We start from the raw sequence: 13,813 nt of genomic DNA, 5'->3' as shown, positions 1-13,813 counted from the left end.
GAAACTGATTGCTTTCCGAGGCATCCTGGTCGGTGCGGGGGGGGGCGTCAGGAGGCCGGCGTGGCCAAGTAGTCGCCGTGCTCCACGTCTTCGAGCAGTGTCGGGCGGGTGGGCGTCCAGCCGAGCAGCTTCTGGGTGTGAGCGCTGGAGACAGGACCGTCGAAGCCGTACGCGGTGGCCATGAACGGGTTGGCGTAGTGCCCGGCAGCCTCGTGAGGGGTCAGCGACGCCGTGGGCAGATCGAGGCCCCGGGCGATCGTCTCCGCGATGCTCTTGAAGGTGACGTTTTCAGCCGCTCCGTGCAGCACGCTGCCCGCAGGCGCCTTCTCCACCGCAAGACGGAACAGGACCGCCGCGTCGAGGCGGTGCACCGCAGGCCACCGGTTGGCGCCGTCCTTGACGTAGGCCGAGACGCCTGTCTCGCGCGCGGTGGCAATGAGCATGGGGATGAAGCCGTGGTCCCGCGGACCGTGGACGGTGGGGGCGAGGCGGACCACGCTCGCACGCACTCCCCGGTCGGCGAAGTCCAGGCAGGCCCGCTCGCCCGCGATGCGGAACGCGGCGATCCCTGCCGTGTCGGGCTCGTCCTTCTCGGTGGATTCCCGGTCGGCGGGCATGACCAGGGTGCCCGATGTGGTGACGAGCGGCCTGCCCGAGTGCTCCAACGTCCGGCCGAGCGCCTCAATGGCGTTCGTGTCCCGCCGCATCATGTCGTCGAGGTCGGAGAAGTCGCCGCCGTAGGCCATGTGCAGGACACCGTCGGCGGCTTCGGCACCGCTGCGCAGGCCGGCCAGGTCGTCCAGGGAGCCGCGGTGCGGCGTGGCGCCCAGGGACTTGAGCCGGTCGGCGGCGGCGTCCGAGCGCGCCAGACCCGTGACGGTGTGGCCGGCCGCGATGAGTTCGGTGACGACTGCGGGGCCGGTCTGGCCGGAGCCACCGGTGACGAAGACATGCATGAAACTCTCCCGTCCAATGTCAGTGACTGGCACTACGTAGCGCCAGTCGCTGACATTACGTAGCGCCAGTCACTGACGTCAAGAAGCGCCAGTCACTGACACGTGCGGTATCCTCAGGGCGTGCCACGAAGCGGAGCAGAAGCGCGTCGCCGCCTACAGCAGGCGGCCCTGGAGCTGTACGGGGAACGCGGATTCGACCAGACCACCACAGCCGAGATCGCCGCACGGGCGGGCGTCAATGAACGCACGTTCTTCCGGCATTTCCCGGACAAGCGCGAGGTTCTCTTCCATGGCGAGGCCGACCTGCGCGCCGAGCTGGCACAGACAGTGACCGAAGCACCCGATGGCCTCCAGCCGCTCGACATACTGCTGCGCGCTTTTCGCGCCGTCGAACGGATCCTTGAGGACAATCGCGCCTTCGCCGAGCCGCGGCTGCAGGTCATCGCGCAGACACCGGCGCTGCGTGAACGTGAACTGGCCAAGTCCGCGTCGATCATCGACGCGATGGCTCAGGCGCTGCGGCAGCGTGGCGTCGCCGACCGCCTCGCCAAACTTGCCGCTCAGACCGGGTGGGCCACCTTTCACCAGGCGATCCAGGACTGGATCGACGACGGCTCACAGAGCTTGGACGCGCATCTCCTTCAGGCCTTCGAAGACCTTCGCGCCCTCACCGCGACCGCCCTGTCGGCAGAGGCCCGGCCTGCAGGCTGACGCCGTCACATCAGGACGAGTTACCTGCGCGGGCACGCCGCCTGAAACAGTTCCGAACGGTCGCCACTCGCGACCCGGCAGCGCCGTTGACGTGTTGTTCGGCGCCACGAAGGCCTACGGCCGGAGGACCTCGATCTCCAACTCAGGATCGAACCCGGAGTCTGAAGCAACCCTGCGAGCGAACTCGCGAACACCCGCAAGCTGGCGTTCGCCGAAGGAGAAGTCCAGGGCCTCGGTGTAGTAGCGGCGCAACGCCTGCTCGTCGAACGCCTCCCACCGGGCGGCCTGCTCGCACACCTTGTCGACTTCGGCCATCGAGAGGTCCCGGGACTCCAGGAAAGCCCGGTGCACTTCGCGCACGATGCGAGGGTTCTGCTCCAAGTAGTCCTTGCGGACGGCCCAGGCCGCGAAAACGAACGGCAGACCAGTCCAGGCCTTCCACATCTCGCCCAGGTCGTACACCAACAGGCCCAGATCCTCGGCCTGGTGAAGGTAGGCGCGCAGCGCGGCGTCACCGATGACGACCGCGGCCTCTGCGTCCTGCATCATCACCGGCAGGTCCGGCGGACAGGTGAAGTACTCCGGGCGAACCCCTTCCCGCTCCTCCAGCAGAAGCCGGGCCAGGCGCACCGACGAGCGCGAGGTGGAGCCCAAGGCGACCCGGCGCCCGTCCAACTCGCGCAGCGGGACCTGGCTGACGATCAGGCAGGAGGTCACCGCACCATCGCTGCCCACCGCGATGTCCGGGAGCAACACCAGGTCGTCGGCATGCTTGAGGTACTCCATGCACGCGATCGGACCGATATCCAGGGTCCCGTCGACCAGCAGACCACTCAGCCGGTCCGGAGTGTCCCTGGTCAGATCCAGGTCGAGCAAGCTGCCGGTGCGGGCCAGGCCCCAGTAAATCGGCAGACAGTTGAGGAACTGAATGTGCCCGACCCGGGGACGCTTCCCCGGCTCATGCAGGACGCGAGCCACGCGAGAGATCTCCACTCGCACAGGCTAGTACTTCAGAGTCGGCCTCCTGCCCGCACATGAACCAGCGCCGCATGCCCACGTCGCCAGAGTGATCGGCCGGGCAAGGCCTAGCAGGCGTGGCGATCGCGGGCGGGCGAGTAGAGGTGGCTGTCCCGGAACTGTTCGGCGCCCAGCGTGCGGCCCACCATGATGACGGCGGTACGGATCACACCCGCCGCCTTCACCTGCTCCGCGATCTCGTCGAGGGGCCCGCGCAGGATGAGCTCGTCCGGCCGGGAGGCCAGTGCCACGACGGCCGTCGGGCAGTCGGCCCCGTAGTGCGGCAGGAGTTCATCGACCACGCGATCCACGTACTTGGCGGCCAGGTGCAGCACGATCAGGGCCCCGCTGCGGCCCAGCGTGGCCAGGTCCTCACCCTCAGGCATCGCGGTGGCCCGGTTGGCGATCCGGGTGAGGATGACGGTCTGGCCGACGGTCGGCACGGTCAGCTCCCGCTTGAGCGCCGCCGCCGCGGCCGCGAACGCGGGCACACCGGGCACCACTTCATAGGGCACGCCCGCCTCGTCGAGGCGCCGCATCTGCTCGTTGACGGCGCTGAAGACGGAAGGGTCGCCCGAGTGCAGACGGGCCACGTCGTGGCCCTGCTGGTGCGCGGTGACCAGTTCGGCGGTGATCTGGTCGATGTCCAGCTGCGCGGTGTCGATCAGGCGGGCGTCCTGGGGACACTCGGCGAGCAGTTCGCGGGGCACCAGACTGCCCGCGTACAGGCACACCCCGCAGGCGGCGAGCTTGCGGGCGCCGCGCACCGTGATCAGGTCGGCCGCACCGGGCCCCGCGCCGATGAAGTACACGGTCATCTGTTGTCTCCTGAGGGTTCTGCGGGGGCTTCTGCTGAGCGATCCGCGGTGGGGGTCGGGCTCGGGGTCGTCGACGGTTTGCGTACGGACCACTGGGTGACCGGCATCGCCTGGCGCCAGCCGGTGAAGCCGCCGACGGGCACGGCGTGCGCGACGGCGAGGCGGACCAGGTCACCGCCGTGCCTGCGGTACCACTCGGCGAGCAGTGCCTCGGACTCCATCGTGACGGTGTTGGCGACCAGGCGGCCACCTGCGGGCAGCGCCTCCCAGCAGGCGTCGAGAAGGCCGGGTGCGGTAAGGCCGCCGCCGATGAACACGGCGTCGGGCGTGGGCAGTTCGGACAGGCTGTCGGGTGCCCGGCCGGTGACCACGCGCAGGGCGGGCACTCCGAGGTGTGCGGCGTTGCGTTCGATGCGCTGCGCCCGTACCGGATCGCGCTCCACGCTGATCGCCCGGCAGGAGGGGTGCGTGCGCATCCACTCGATCGCCACGGACCCCGATCCGCCGCCGATGTCCCACAGCAGCTCGCCGGGGGCCGGCGCAAGGACACCGAGGGTGGCGGCCCGGATGTGGCGCTTGGTGAGCTGCCCGTCGTTCTCGTACGCCTCGTCCGGCAGTCCGGGGACGGCGCCGAGGCGCAGGGCGTCGGGATCACGTCGGCATTCGATCGCGATGACGTTCAGCGGGTCCCCCGGCGGGTGCGTCCAGGTGTCCGCGGTTCCTTCGACGTACGCCTCGTCCTCGCCGCCCAGCTGCTCAAGGACGCGGACCGGGCTCGGTCCGAAGCCGTGCTCGCGCAGCAGCGCGGCGACCACGGCGGGCGTGGTGGCGTCCGCGCTGAGCACAAGGAGCCGTCGGCCGTCGTGCAGGGCCGCGGCAAGCCGGGCCGCGGGCCGCCCGACCAGGGTGATGACCTCGGTGTCCTCCAGCGGCCAGCCGACGCGGGCGCAGGCATAGGACACGGACGACGGGTGAGGCAGGATGCGCGGCCCGTCGGGGCCAAGAACCTCGGTGAGAGCCCTGCCGATTCCGTAGAACATCGGGTCGCCGCTGGCCAGGACTGCGATCTTGCTCCCCGCGTGTGCGGCGAGCAGGCCTGGTACGGCGGGCCTCAGCGGCGAGGGCCAGGGCACGCGCCGTCCCGTGCACTCCGGAGGGAGCAGGTCCAGTTGGCGCCGACCGCCGATCAGGACCTGAGCCTCGACGAGTTCCGTGCGCGCCGCGTCGGGCAGTCCTGCCCACCCGTCGGCTCCGATGCCCACCACGCTCACTGCAGGCGGGACGGGGTGTGCGGCGGGTGCGGGGGTCACGGACGGTACCTCGGTGTTCGGGGGCTGACGCCCTTGAACTCTACTGTCCGGCCGTGTCCGGACACCGGCCAGGTGGCCCCCTCGGGTCCGGGGACCGTCGGCGTAGGCTCGGCGCGCATGACGGTACTGATCTCGGTGTGCGGGGCATCTCCAGGAGTGGGCAAGTCGACGCTGTGTGGCGGGCTTGCTCAATGGCTGACCGGTACGGGGCTGCGGGTGGACCACTTCCGCGAGGAGGAGATCCTGACCCGGCCGCAATTCGCCGCGGTGGCCGAGAAGTTCACGGCGACCGGCAAGGTCGAGTCGGCGACGCTGCTCACGGCGACCGCGGAGTTCGTCGATGCGGTCGTGACGAGCGGCGACGACGTGGTGATCGCGGACGCACTGGTGCCGTACGTGCCGACGCTGCTTGCCATGGGGCACGGCGAAGAGGCGATCGACGCGTTCCTGACCGACCTCACCGAGGTGCTCGCACCGGTCGGCCCGGTCATGCTCTTCCTCGACGGGAGCGCCGCCTCCGCCCTGCCCCGAGCCGCGCGGCGGGAAGGGGAACAGTGGCTGGACTGGTACGTCGGAAAGCTCTCCGGCTACGAGGTGACTCCTCCCGTGACCGATGTCGCGTCGGCGGTGCGGTACCTGCTGCGTGAGCGTGCGGTGGCACTCGGCGCAGTCCGCCGGAAGGGGTGGGGTCTTGCCGTGATCGATCGGGCCGACGAGCTGTCCCGGGAGGAGGTGCTACGGGTCGCACAGCGCGAGCTGAAGCCGTGGCTGGGCGGGTCCGGCACTGAACTGCTGAGCCCGGCGATGTGAGAGCCACCCCCCTAATACGCTTGTCCGGCTTTGCCGCACCGCACTACCTTTGCGGCGTGGATCTCTTCTCACGCTCATGGACGGCATTGCGCGCGGCCGTCGCCGAACTCCCCGACGAGGACTTCGCGCGGCCCTCCGGCTGCACCGGCTGGCTCGTGCGGGACCTGGCGTGCCATCTCGTCGTCGATGCCGAGGATGTCCTGATCACCCTCGTGACCCCCGCCGACACGGAGCCGACCCGCACCGCGTTGACCTACTGGGATGTCTCCGCGACGCCGCCGACCGGCGAGGACCCGCTCGACGCGCTGACCGTCCGGCTTGCCGCCGCGTACGAGGAGCCCTGGCTGCTCAAGTTCCATCTCGACGACGTCGGCTCCGCCGCGGGCCGCGCCGCCGAACTCGCCGATCCCGGCGCCCGGGTGCGCACCCGCGACGAGGTCCTCACCGCGGGCGACTACCTCATGACGTACGTCATGGAATGGACCCTGCACCACCTCGACCTGATCGCGCACCTCCCCCACGTGGCCGGACCGCCCGCGGAAGGGCTCGCCCGGAGCCGCGAGATGCTGGAAGAGATCGCCGGCGCCGCGTTCCCCGCGTCGTTCTCCGACACGGACGCGCTGCTCATCGGCACCGGACGGCGTGCCCCCACCGACGCGGAGAAGGCCGAACTGGGCAAGCTGGGTGACCTGGCCGCGAAACTCCCGTTCGTCCTCGGATGACCGCCACCCGGCTGAACGGGCAGCACCAGGTCTAGGACACGCGGCTGACGGCAGGTGCGACCAGCAACGAGTCCAGGCGCAGGCCGAGTTCCTCCCCCGCGTGCTCCGGCGTTGCCAGGGTGATGGTCACGGGGATCACCTTCCCTCCTGGTACGGAGAAGGGGCCGACGGCACGTCGGGTCAGGTCGGCGCCCTTCACCAGGCGGGAGTCCTTGCCGACCTGAACCCGGTAGACCGCCTCCGGCCGCGCCTCGCCGCGGACCGCCACCGAAAGCCGCTCGGATCGGGTCGCGCTGATGTGGGCGGTGTGCCGCACCGTGGTCCGGTGGGTGCTGGAGTAGCTGCCGTCGTCGGCGTAGCTGTAGCCGTGCTCGATGTCGGCGGTGTCCAGGACGGCGGCCTTGTCCGGGCCGAGGGCGACCGTGTGCTCCGGGATGATCCGGAGTTTGCCGCCCAGTTCGACCTTCACGACGGGCAGCACCTCGTCGCGCGGGCTCTCGGGCAGCGTCACGACGAGGTCGTCCCCGTCCCGGCGCCAGTCGAGTCCGTCCTTCGAGCCGTCCTCGTGGACGTTGCGTACGGAGGTGGCCAGGCCCGGCAGCCGAAGCTGACCGGACTCGGGCCACTGGGACACGTGCAGGAACAGGTCGCGGCCGTTGACGGTGACCTCACCCCAGGGCCGGCCCCCGAAGCGGGTGGCCGAGGCGCCGAGTACGGCGTCGGGGTGACGATCCAGCCAGTCACCCATGCCGCGCAGGACGTCGGCCTCGAACTCCACGACCGAACCGTCGCCGCGTGGGCCGATGTTGAGCAGGTAGTTGCCGCCGCTGGCGCGCACACCGGTCAGTCCGCCGATGAGATCCTTGATCTTGCCGGGCAGGTCGTCCCGCTTCTGCCAGCTTCGGTAGCCCCAGGTGTCGTGGTAGATCGACGCGGGTGTCTGCCAGGCGCCGTCGAGTGCCACCGCGGGAATCTCGTTGTCGCCGAGTGTGCGGAAGTCGCCCTTGTTGTTCCACACCCGGCTGTTGATCGCCGCCTTCGGCTGGAGTTCACGGACGATCCCGGCGAATTTCCGGCTCTGCGCGGCGGTGGGCGATGACATGTCGAACCACACCTCTGCGATGTCCCCGTACTTCGTCATCAGCTCACGGAGCTGTCCCTCGATGACCGGCTCCATCGATGCGGGGATCGGATTGTTGTTGTTGCCGTCGAACTCGTGGCCTTGGTGCCAGTCGACGAGCGAGAAGTAGAAGCCGAACTTCAGCCCCTGGCTGCGGCATTCGTCCGCGAGCGCCTTCAGTGGGTCCTTGCCGTAGGGGGTCGCGTCGACGACGTCGTAGCCGGTGGTGTCGGTGTCGAACATGGAGAAGCCGTCGTGGTGCTTGCTGGTGATGACCACGTAGCGCATCCCCGCCCGCTTCGCGAGGGAGCAGATCTCCGCGGGGTCGAACCGGTCGGGCCTGAACCGCTCGGCCACTTGGAGGTACTCCTCCTCGGAGATGTCGGCCCACATCTGGATCTGTTCGCTGTAGCCCTTGGTGACCGGTTTGCCCTTCCACACGCCTCCCAGTTCGGAGAACAGGCCCCAGTGGATGAACATCCCGAACTGGAGCTGCTGCCAGGCCGCGAGGTCTTTGTCGTCGCTCGGTTCGATCTCGCCGGGAATGCCTTGCGTACGTGGGCCGCCGGTCCGGTCCGCCTGTGTGGCGACCGCTGTGGCCACCGCTGCGGGAGGGCTTGCCACTGCTGCTCCGACGGCGAGCAGGAGGGCGAGCATGACGCCGAGCATCTTGCGCATCACGAATCTCCTCTACAACTGCCCCAAGGTTGATTCATCGGACGTTAAGAGCTGATCTGAGTGCTCTGTGCGTCACGAGGGAGACATGGGGGCGGGTACATCGGATGTTAGAGGCACGACGGCGCGCCGTCACCACCCCCGACGGACCGGCTTGCGGAAGATACCGGTTTCTATGTTGCGAAGCTCAACTGGCTCATATCTATTGAGTGTTCAGCCACGACCATGCTAGAAACCGTTTACTCTCCACTCGTCGCACGGATGGCACACAGCCACGCGAGCCCCTCCCCCCACTCGCAAGGAGCCCCCACATGCGCAAGCGAAACGGCGCGCTCACCGTCGCCGCCTCTTCCCTGGTCCTGCTCACCGCGGCCCCCGCCGACGCCTCCGTCATCTGGAACGGAGACGCCTCCGGAGGGACCGGGGTGTTCTCCTCCACCCTCTGCGACTCGCCCGGCAGCGTCTCCACGCAGGACAACGGCGACGGCCGCGGCCAGGTCTTCAAGTTCAACAAGCCGCTCGGCCTCGAGCGTTGCGAGGCCCACGGGATCAGCGTCGGCGGTTCGCGGTACACGTTCAAGAACAACTCGACGTACTGGATCGGCTGGGACACCTCCACCAACACCCCGGACGCGGGCACGATCTTCCAGTGGAAGTCGTACGGCACCAACGACCAACACCAGCAGAACTACCCGGTGTTGATGAAGGTCGAGGGCGGCGTCCTCAAGCTGTTCCACATCGAGGTCGGCGAGAAGTGGACCCTCAAGTGGTCGACACCCGTCACGACCAGTACGTACAAGCGCATCGTGCTCGGAATCCACACCTCGTCCGACTCCTCCGACGGGTGGGTGACGGCCTTCTACAACGGCACCAAGGTCGCCGAGTTCTCCGGCCGCACCTGGGACGACCTGGGCAACGACACCCGCTTCGGCTCCTACGGCTCCGAGGTCGAGGACAAGCGCGTCATCAACTGGGTCGACGGGCTCAAGGTCGGCACCGCGTACGGGGACGTGGACAACTAGACCGGCCGGTTCAGCCGTCCGTCGACCAGCTCCAACAGGCTCTCGCAGTGGTGCTCGCGCAGGGCCCGGTCGTGGGTGACCATCACCACCGGACCCGTGAACTGCTGCACGGCTTCCTGCAATTGCTCGACAAGGGCCAGGCTTAGGTGGTTGCTCGGCTCGTCGAGCAGCAGCAGGTCCGGGCGCCGCGAGAACAGCAGCGCGAGTTCGAGCCGTCGCAGCTGGCCCACGGAAAGGCGGTTCACCGGAACGTCGAAGTCCGCGCTTGCGAACAGACCGAACCGGGTCAGCTCTTTCGCGGCGTCGTCGACGTAGGCCGCACGGTGCGCGGCGAAGGTCTCCAGCACGCCGCGCCGCTCCTGGGCGAAGTGGCTCTCCTGCGGCAAGTAGCCGATACGCAGACCTGGTTCGCGTACGACCGTCCCCGCGTCGGGCGCCCTCAGGCCGGCCAGGACGGAGAGAAGTGTGGACTTGCCCGCGCCATTGGGTCCGGTGATCACGTGCAGCGAACCGGGAGCGAGTTCCAGGTCGACGCCACGCACCACATCGCCGACGACCAGGCCTTCGGCCCGGAGCAGCACCCCGTCGGGCCGCTCGGCGCTCTCGCTCTCCGGCGGCTGGAAGGCCAGTGGCTGGGGCGGGCGTTGCACTTCTTCGTCGAGGAGTCGCCCCAGTTGCTGCCGGGCCGCGCGCGTGGCGCGGGCCGCGGCAGCCTGGGCAGCGCCTCCGGCGAGGTTGTAGGACAGCTTGTCGCTGTCCCGCATTCCACCGAAGGTGCGACCGGACCTGCCGGCCCTGTCGAGCCGCCGCCGGGTCTCCGCCAGCTCCTGGCGCCAGTCGCGGTACTGCTGCCACCAGCGCGCTTGCGCCGCTGCGCGTTCGTCGAGGTAGTCGCGGTAGCCGCCGCCGTAGCGCACGGTGGTGCCGCGGGAACCGTCCAGATCGACGATGGCGGTGACGGCGGTGTCGAGGAGTACGCGGTCGTGCGACGCGATCAGGCACGGCCCCTGGTACTGGGCCAGCCACGGGACGAGCCAGTCCACCGCCCGGTCGTCGAGGTGGTTCGTCGGCTCGTCGAGGAGCAGCCCGGCGGGTTCGGCGAGGACCAGCTCGGCGAGCGCCAGGCGGGATCGCTCACCGCCCGACAGTGTCTCGGTGGGCCGTAGCCGGTCCAGGCCTCCGAGACCGAAGACGTCAAGCACCTCGCCGACGCGGGCGTCGAGTTCCCAGCCGCCGCGTCGGGCGAACTCGTCCTGGAGCCGCCCGTACTCACTGAGCACCTCGCTCAGGTCGCCCTTGCCGGACGACATCAACTCCTCGGCTGTGCGCATCCGTTCGGCCATGTCGCCGTACTCGGCGGTCGCCCGCGCGAGCACGGTCTCGATGGTCGCACCGGCCGGGAAACCGGGCTCCTGCGGCAGAAACCCCACCTGGCCCGCGACCGCCCGTACGACCTGGCCGCGCTGCAGGGGCAGTTCACCGGCGATGGCGCGCAGCAACGTCGACTTGCCCCGGCCGTTCTCGCCGATCAGGCCCACCCGCTCGCCCCGGGTCACCTTCAGCGAGACATCGCGCAGCACCGTCCGGTCGCCGAGCACGCAGTGCACGTTCTCGGCGAGGAGGTGCGCGGAGCGGTGGTCACCGGACAGGACGTCCTGCCCGCCGGGGTGACCCGCGTTCGTTTCGGACATCGTGAGGGGCTCCTGTCCTGCGTTGCCGAGATCCGCTTGAGAACCGTGGTGGACGGTTGGAGAGCCACGCCGCTGGTCGGCTTGTCGCCTTCGGCGTGGGCCCTGTCAGTCGGCCAACCGCGTTCCGCAGTGTGCGCAGTAGAGGGCATCGCGTTCGGCGGCGAGACGGCCGCACTCGGGGCAGACCCGGCCGAGCAGACAGACCGGCTCGCCCGCGTCGAATCCACCGCTGGGCCCGGTGGGCCCGGTGCCGAGAGCCGGATGGCGACGGTGGGCGGTCGTGTAGACGAGCCCCTCCTCCCCCGCGTCCACACAGCGGGTGATCCCCGCGGGAAGCCACGCGAGGGCACCGGGCGTGAGCTGCCAGGTCGCGTCCTGGGTGCGGAGTTCACCGGTGCCGGTCAGCACGGTGAACAGGACACCGAAACCCCCCTCCGTCTGCTCGCCGATGCTCGCGCCCGGGGCCAGCCGGACGACGTCGGCGTCCAGATCCCTCGTACGGTCGCCGAGCGACCACAAGACGCTGACCTGCCCCCGCCCGACGGCTGCGGTCTGCTCCGGCCCGACGAACACCGGAGCGGCGGGGGCGGGGGTGCTCATGCGGACTCCAGTCAGCGGAGGCGGGCGGCGGACAGCGGACAGCAGGCTGGAACTTCGGATCGGCTGCGGCGCCGGCGGGATTCGAACCCGCGGACAGGGAAAGGCAAGGCCCGCCCGGCTCCCGTCAGTCGGCATGAGAGGGGCTTCCCCCACGCCGATCGCAATGGGCCGCTCTGCCACGGCTCCGCAACCTACGGGACCGCGCGATCCCGCTCAGATGAGAATAGGTACAGCGCCCGGCGCGGGCGAGTGCATTGTCGCCGCGGACCGAACGCGGTCGGCACCCTCAGCCGTGGCGTCGTGGCAGGCGTACCACCTGGACGAAGAAGTCGTCGATCTGGCGTACCGCGGCGATGAACTGGTCGAGGTCGACCGGCTTGGTGACGTAGGCGTTCGCGTGCAGTTTGTAGCTGCGCAGGATGTCTTCCTCCGCCGCCGACGTGGTGAGTACCACCACCGGGATGTCCTTCAGGTCCGGGTCCGACTTGATCTTCTCCAGAACCTGGCGCCCGTCGTACTTGGGGAGGTTGAGGTCGAGCAGGATGAGATCGGGGCGCGGGACCCCTATGTGCTCGCCGCGCTGGTAGAGAAAGTCGAGCGCTTCCTCTCCGTCCCTGGCCACGTGCAGCTTGTTGCGGATCTTGTTGTCCTCGAACGCCTCGCGCGTCATCAGCTCGTCGCCCGCGTCGTCCTCCACGAGGAGCACGTCGATCGGCGTGGCGGAAGGGGTGGTCATGTCAGGGCCTTTTCCTCGGTGCGGGGTGCGGTGTCACCTGTGGTGTCCTGCGCGGTGTCGGCGTCGGTGTCGGTGTCGGTGTCGGTGTCGGTGTCGGTGTCGGACGGCAGGGTGAAACAGATACGCGTCCCCCCGTCGTAGCCGCCGTCGATCCAGATGTGGCCGCCGTGGTGCTCGACGATCTTCTTGCACAGTGCCAGGCCGATGCCGGTGCCCCCGTAGGCGTCGCGGCCGTGCAGTCGCTGGAAGATCACGAAGACCTTCTCCGCGAACTCCTCCGGGATACCGATGCCGTTGTCGGTGACGCAGAAGTTCCAGGCACCGGAGCTCTCGTCCTCCTCGCAGGTGATCTGGATCCGCGGGGTGCGCTCGGGGTGGTGGAACTTGACGGCGTTGCCGACGAGGTTCTGCCAGAGCATCGTGAGGAGCGTCGGGTCGCCGACGATCTCGGGCAGTTTCCCGGGACGTTCGACGAGCGCGCCGGTGTCCCGGACGGAGGTGTCCAGGTTGGCCAGCGCCTTGGTGAGGGCCTGGTCGAGGTCGACGGGCACCCGGGCGTCGTTGAGGCGCCCGACGCGGGAGAAGGTGAGCAGGTCGTTGATGAGGACCTGCATGCGCTTCGCGCCGTCGACCGCGAAGTCGATGTACTGCTTGGCGCGGTCGTCGAGCGCCTCTCCGTACCGCTTCTCCAGGAGCTGGCAGAAAGAGGCGACCTTGCGCAGGGGCTCCTGCAGGTCGTGGGAGGCGACGTAGGCGAACTGCTCCAGTTCGGCGTTGGAGCGGCGGAGTTCGACGGCCTGGGCGTCCAGCTCGGCCGTCTGCTGTGTCAGCACGTCCCGCTGGCGGCGTGAGGCTTCCAGTTCCTCCACGATCTGCTGCCGCATGCCCTCCACGTCCGCTGCCACCGCCCTGAGGTCCGCAGGACCGTCGACCGTGATGACGTGGTCGAAATCGCCGCGCGCCACCTGACGCGACGAGACACGCAGCGCCTCCAGGGGGCGGGCCACCAGTGTGCGCACCAGGAACGCCAGGGCGACCCCGGCAAGGACGAAGACCGCCACCATGGCTCCGAGGATCACGGTGCGCACCGTGCGGGTGCTGTCCAATTCGTCCTTGCCGTCCTCGACGGCCCGGGACAGGTCGGCGTTCTGCGCGGACCACACCGTGCGGATCCGGTCGAAGACCTCCTTGCCGCGCCCTGCGTTCGTCGCGGCGACCGCGCGTGGCTCACCGGGCGTGACCTCGGACAGCAGCGGTTCGGCGTACGCACGCCGCCAGTCCGCTGCCTGCCGCTGGACCGCCTCGAGGTCCGCCATCAGCCGGGGCCGGTCCCCGATGAGGTCGCGCAGCCGAGCGGCAGCGCGGGCCTCGTCCCGTTTGCCCTGGGTGTAGGGATCAAGGAACTGCCGGTCGGCGGTGATGGCATAGCCCCGAACGCCGGTCTCCTGGTTCACCAGAGCAGCCTGCAGTCGGTACGCCTGCGTCCGGGCCGGCTGGAGGCGATCGACCAGGTGGTCGGTCACGTCCGCGGTCTGCCCCAGCAGGCGGGCGCCGACCACCGTGCCGGCCACCACCAGGAGCACCATCAGAGCAAGGACCAGCTGGAACCAGCCCTTTACCGTCAG

The 13,813-nt window shown here is 69.3% G+C and carries 13 protein-coding genes; 4 read left to right on the top strand and 9 right to left on the bottom strand.

The annotated features are described in order from the left end of the window. Positions 1–47 precede the first annotated feature (47 nt). Positions 48–956: an SDR family oxidoreductase gene (locus ACFQ7F_RS20020; protein ID WP_383272126.1), complete on the bottom strand. Its 909-nt coding sequence runs from the start codon at positions 954–956 to the stop codon at positions 48–50. 120 nt (positions 957–1,076) lie between these two features. On the opposite strand from ACFQ7F_RS20020, the gene ACFQ7F_RS20015 reads away from it, so the two are divergent. Continuing rightward, positions 1,077–1,667 (top strand): TetR family transcriptional regulator, encoded by a 591-nt coding sequence (locus ACFQ7F_RS20015; RefSeq protein ID WP_383272124.1) that lies wholly within the window; start codon positions 1,077–1,079, stop codon positions 1,665–1,667. A 114-nt stretch (positions 1,668–1,781) separates the two neighbouring features. On the opposite strand, the gene ACFQ7F_RS20010 is transcribed toward ACFQ7F_RS20015, so the two are convergent. The 3 genes from ACFQ7F_RS20010 to cbiE all read right to left on the bottom strand — a co-directional run bounded on the left by ACFQ7F_RS20010 (position 1,782) and on the right by cbiE (position 4,812). Next, complete coding sequence (locus tag ACFQ7F_RS20010; protein ID WP_383272122.1) at positions 1,782–2,660, bottom strand: menaquinone biosynthetic enzyme MqnA/MqnD family protein; 879 nt, start codon at positions 2,658–2,660, stop codon at positions 1,782–1,784. Positions 2,661–2,752: 92 nt separating this feature from the next. Next, positions 2,753–3,502, bottom strand: coding sequence for a precorrin-4 C(11)-methyltransferase (gene cobM, locus ACFQ7F_RS20005; RefSeq protein ID WP_383272120.1), 750 nt, complete (start codon positions 3,500–3,502; stop codon positions 2,753–2,755). Continuing rightward, positions 3,499–4,812: a precorrin-6y C5,15-methyltransferase (decarboxylating) subunit CbiE gene (gene cbiE, locus ACFQ7F_RS20000; protein WP_383272118.1), complete on the bottom strand. Its 1,314-nt coding sequence runs from the start codon at positions 4,810–4,812 to the stop codon at positions 3,499–3,501. Before cbiE ends, cobM begins: the two co-directional genes overlap by 4 nt. A gap of 117 nt (positions 4,813–4,929) precedes the next feature. Between cbiE and ACFQ7F_RS19995 the strand changes: the two genes are divergently transcribed. Both ACFQ7F_RS19995 and ACFQ7F_RS19990 read left to right on the top strand, forming a co-directional pair. Continuing rightward, positions 4,930–5,622, top strand: a complete 693-nt coding sequence (locus ACFQ7F_RS19995; protein WP_383272116.1) for a hypothetical protein — start codon at positions 4,930–4,932, stop codon at positions 5,620–5,622. Positions 5,623–5,678: 56 nt separating this feature from the next. Further along, entirely contained in the window at positions 5,679–6,344 is a 666-nt protein-coding gene (locus ACFQ7F_RS19990) for a maleylpyruvate isomerase N-terminal domain-containing protein (protein ID WP_383272114.1), read from the top strand. A 31-nt stretch (positions 6,345–6,375) separates the two neighbouring features. Here the strand turns inward: ACFQ7F_RS19990 and ACFQ7F_RS19985 are convergent, their stop codons facing one another. Next, entirely contained in the window at positions 6,376–8,142 is a 1,767-nt protein-coding gene (locus tag ACFQ7F_RS19985; RefSeq protein ID WP_383272112.1) for an alpha-L-fucosidase, read from the bottom strand. A gap of 308 nt (positions 8,143–8,450) precedes the next feature. Between ACFQ7F_RS19985 and ACFQ7F_RS19980 the strand changes: the two genes are divergently transcribed. Then, positions 8,451–9,161: a hypothetical protein gene (locus ACFQ7F_RS19980; protein ID WP_383272110.1), complete on the top strand. Its 711-nt coding sequence runs from the start codon at positions 8,451–8,453 to the stop codon at positions 9,159–9,161. Here ACFQ7F_RS19980 and ACFQ7F_RS19975 read toward each other — a convergent pair. The 4 genes from ACFQ7F_RS19975 to ACFQ7F_RS19960 form a co-directional block, all read right to left on the bottom strand. After that, positions 9,158–10,852: an ABC-F family ATP-binding cassette domain-containing protein gene (locus ACFQ7F_RS19975; RefSeq protein WP_383272108.1), complete on the bottom strand. Its 1,695-nt coding sequence runs from the start codon at positions 10,850–10,852 to the stop codon at positions 9,158–9,160. The two genes, ACFQ7F_RS19980 and ACFQ7F_RS19975, sit on opposite strands and share 4 nt — an antisense overlap. 105 nt (positions 10,853–10,957) lie before the next feature. Beyond that, positions 10,958–11,452, bottom strand: coding sequence for a cupin domain-containing protein (locus ACFQ7F_RS19970; RefSeq protein ID WP_383272106.1), 495 nt, complete (start codon positions 11,450–11,452; stop codon positions 10,958–10,960). Positions 11,453–11,738: 286 nt separating this feature from the next. After that, the gene (locus ACFQ7F_RS19965) at positions 11,739–12,188 is read right to left on the bottom strand and encodes a response regulator (protein WP_383272104.1); all 450 of its coding nucleotides are present in this window, start codon (positions 12,186–12,188) and stop codon (positions 11,739–11,741) included. Further along, positions 12,185–13,774 (bottom strand): CHASE3 domain-containing protein, encoded by a 1,590-nt coding sequence (locus tag ACFQ7F_RS19960; RefSeq protein ID WP_383272163.1) that lies wholly within the window; start codon positions 13,772–13,774, stop codon positions 12,185–12,187. Before ACFQ7F_RS19960 ends, ACFQ7F_RS19965 begins: the two co-directional genes overlap by 4 nt. Positions 13,775–13,813: the final 39 nt, after the last annotated feature.

Source organism: Streptomyces sp. NPDC056486, from assembly GCF_042795295.1.
GTDB lineage: Bacteria > Actinomycetota > Actinomycetes > Streptomycetales > Streptomycetaceae > Streptomyces.
Note: the sequence above shows the minus strand (reverse complement) of the source record. Positions and strands in the feature narration are given on the sequence as shown.

What these genes read in the sequence shown, in the direction of transcription:
- ACFQ7F_RS19960 (WP_383272163.1), bottom strand. Translation starts at nt 13,774, where the DNA reads ATGGTGCTCCTGGTGGTGGCCGGCACGGTGGTCGGCGCCCGCCTGCTG.
- ACFQ7F_RS19980 (WP_383272110.1), top strand. Translation starts at nt 8,451, where the DNA reads ATGCGCAAGCGAAACGGCGCGCTCACCGTCGCCGCCTCTTCCCTGGTC.
- ACFQ7F_RS19970 (WP_383272106.1), bottom strand. Translation starts at nt 11,452, where the DNA reads ATGAGCACCCCCGCCCCCGCCGCTCCGGTGTTCGTCGGGCCGGAGCAG.
- ACFQ7F_RS20020 (WP_383272126.1), bottom strand. Translation starts at nt 956, where the DNA reads ATGCATGTCTTCGTCACCGGTGGCTCCGGCCAGACCGGCCCCGCAGTC.
- ACFQ7F_RS19965 (WP_383272104.1), bottom strand. Translation starts at nt 12,188, where the DNA reads ATGACCACCCCTTCCGCCACGCCGATCGACGTGCTCCTCGTGGAGGAC.
- ACFQ7F_RS19975 (WP_383272108.1), bottom strand. Translation starts at nt 10,852, where the DNA reads ATGTCCGAAACGAACGCGGGTCACCCCGGCGGGCAGGACGTCCTGTCC.
- ACFQ7F_RS19985 (WP_383272112.1), bottom strand. Translation starts at nt 8,142, where the DNA reads ATGCGCAAGATGCTCGGCGTCATGCTCGCCCTCCTGCTCGCCGTCGGA.
- cobM (WP_383272120.1), bottom strand. Translation starts at nt 3,502, where the DNA reads ATGACCGTGTACTTCATCGGCGCGGGGCCCGGTGCGGCCGACCTGATC.
- ACFQ7F_RS19995 (WP_383272116.1), top strand. Translation starts at nt 4,930, where the DNA reads ATGACGGTACTGATCTCGGTGTGCGGGGCATCTCCAGGAGTGGGCAAG.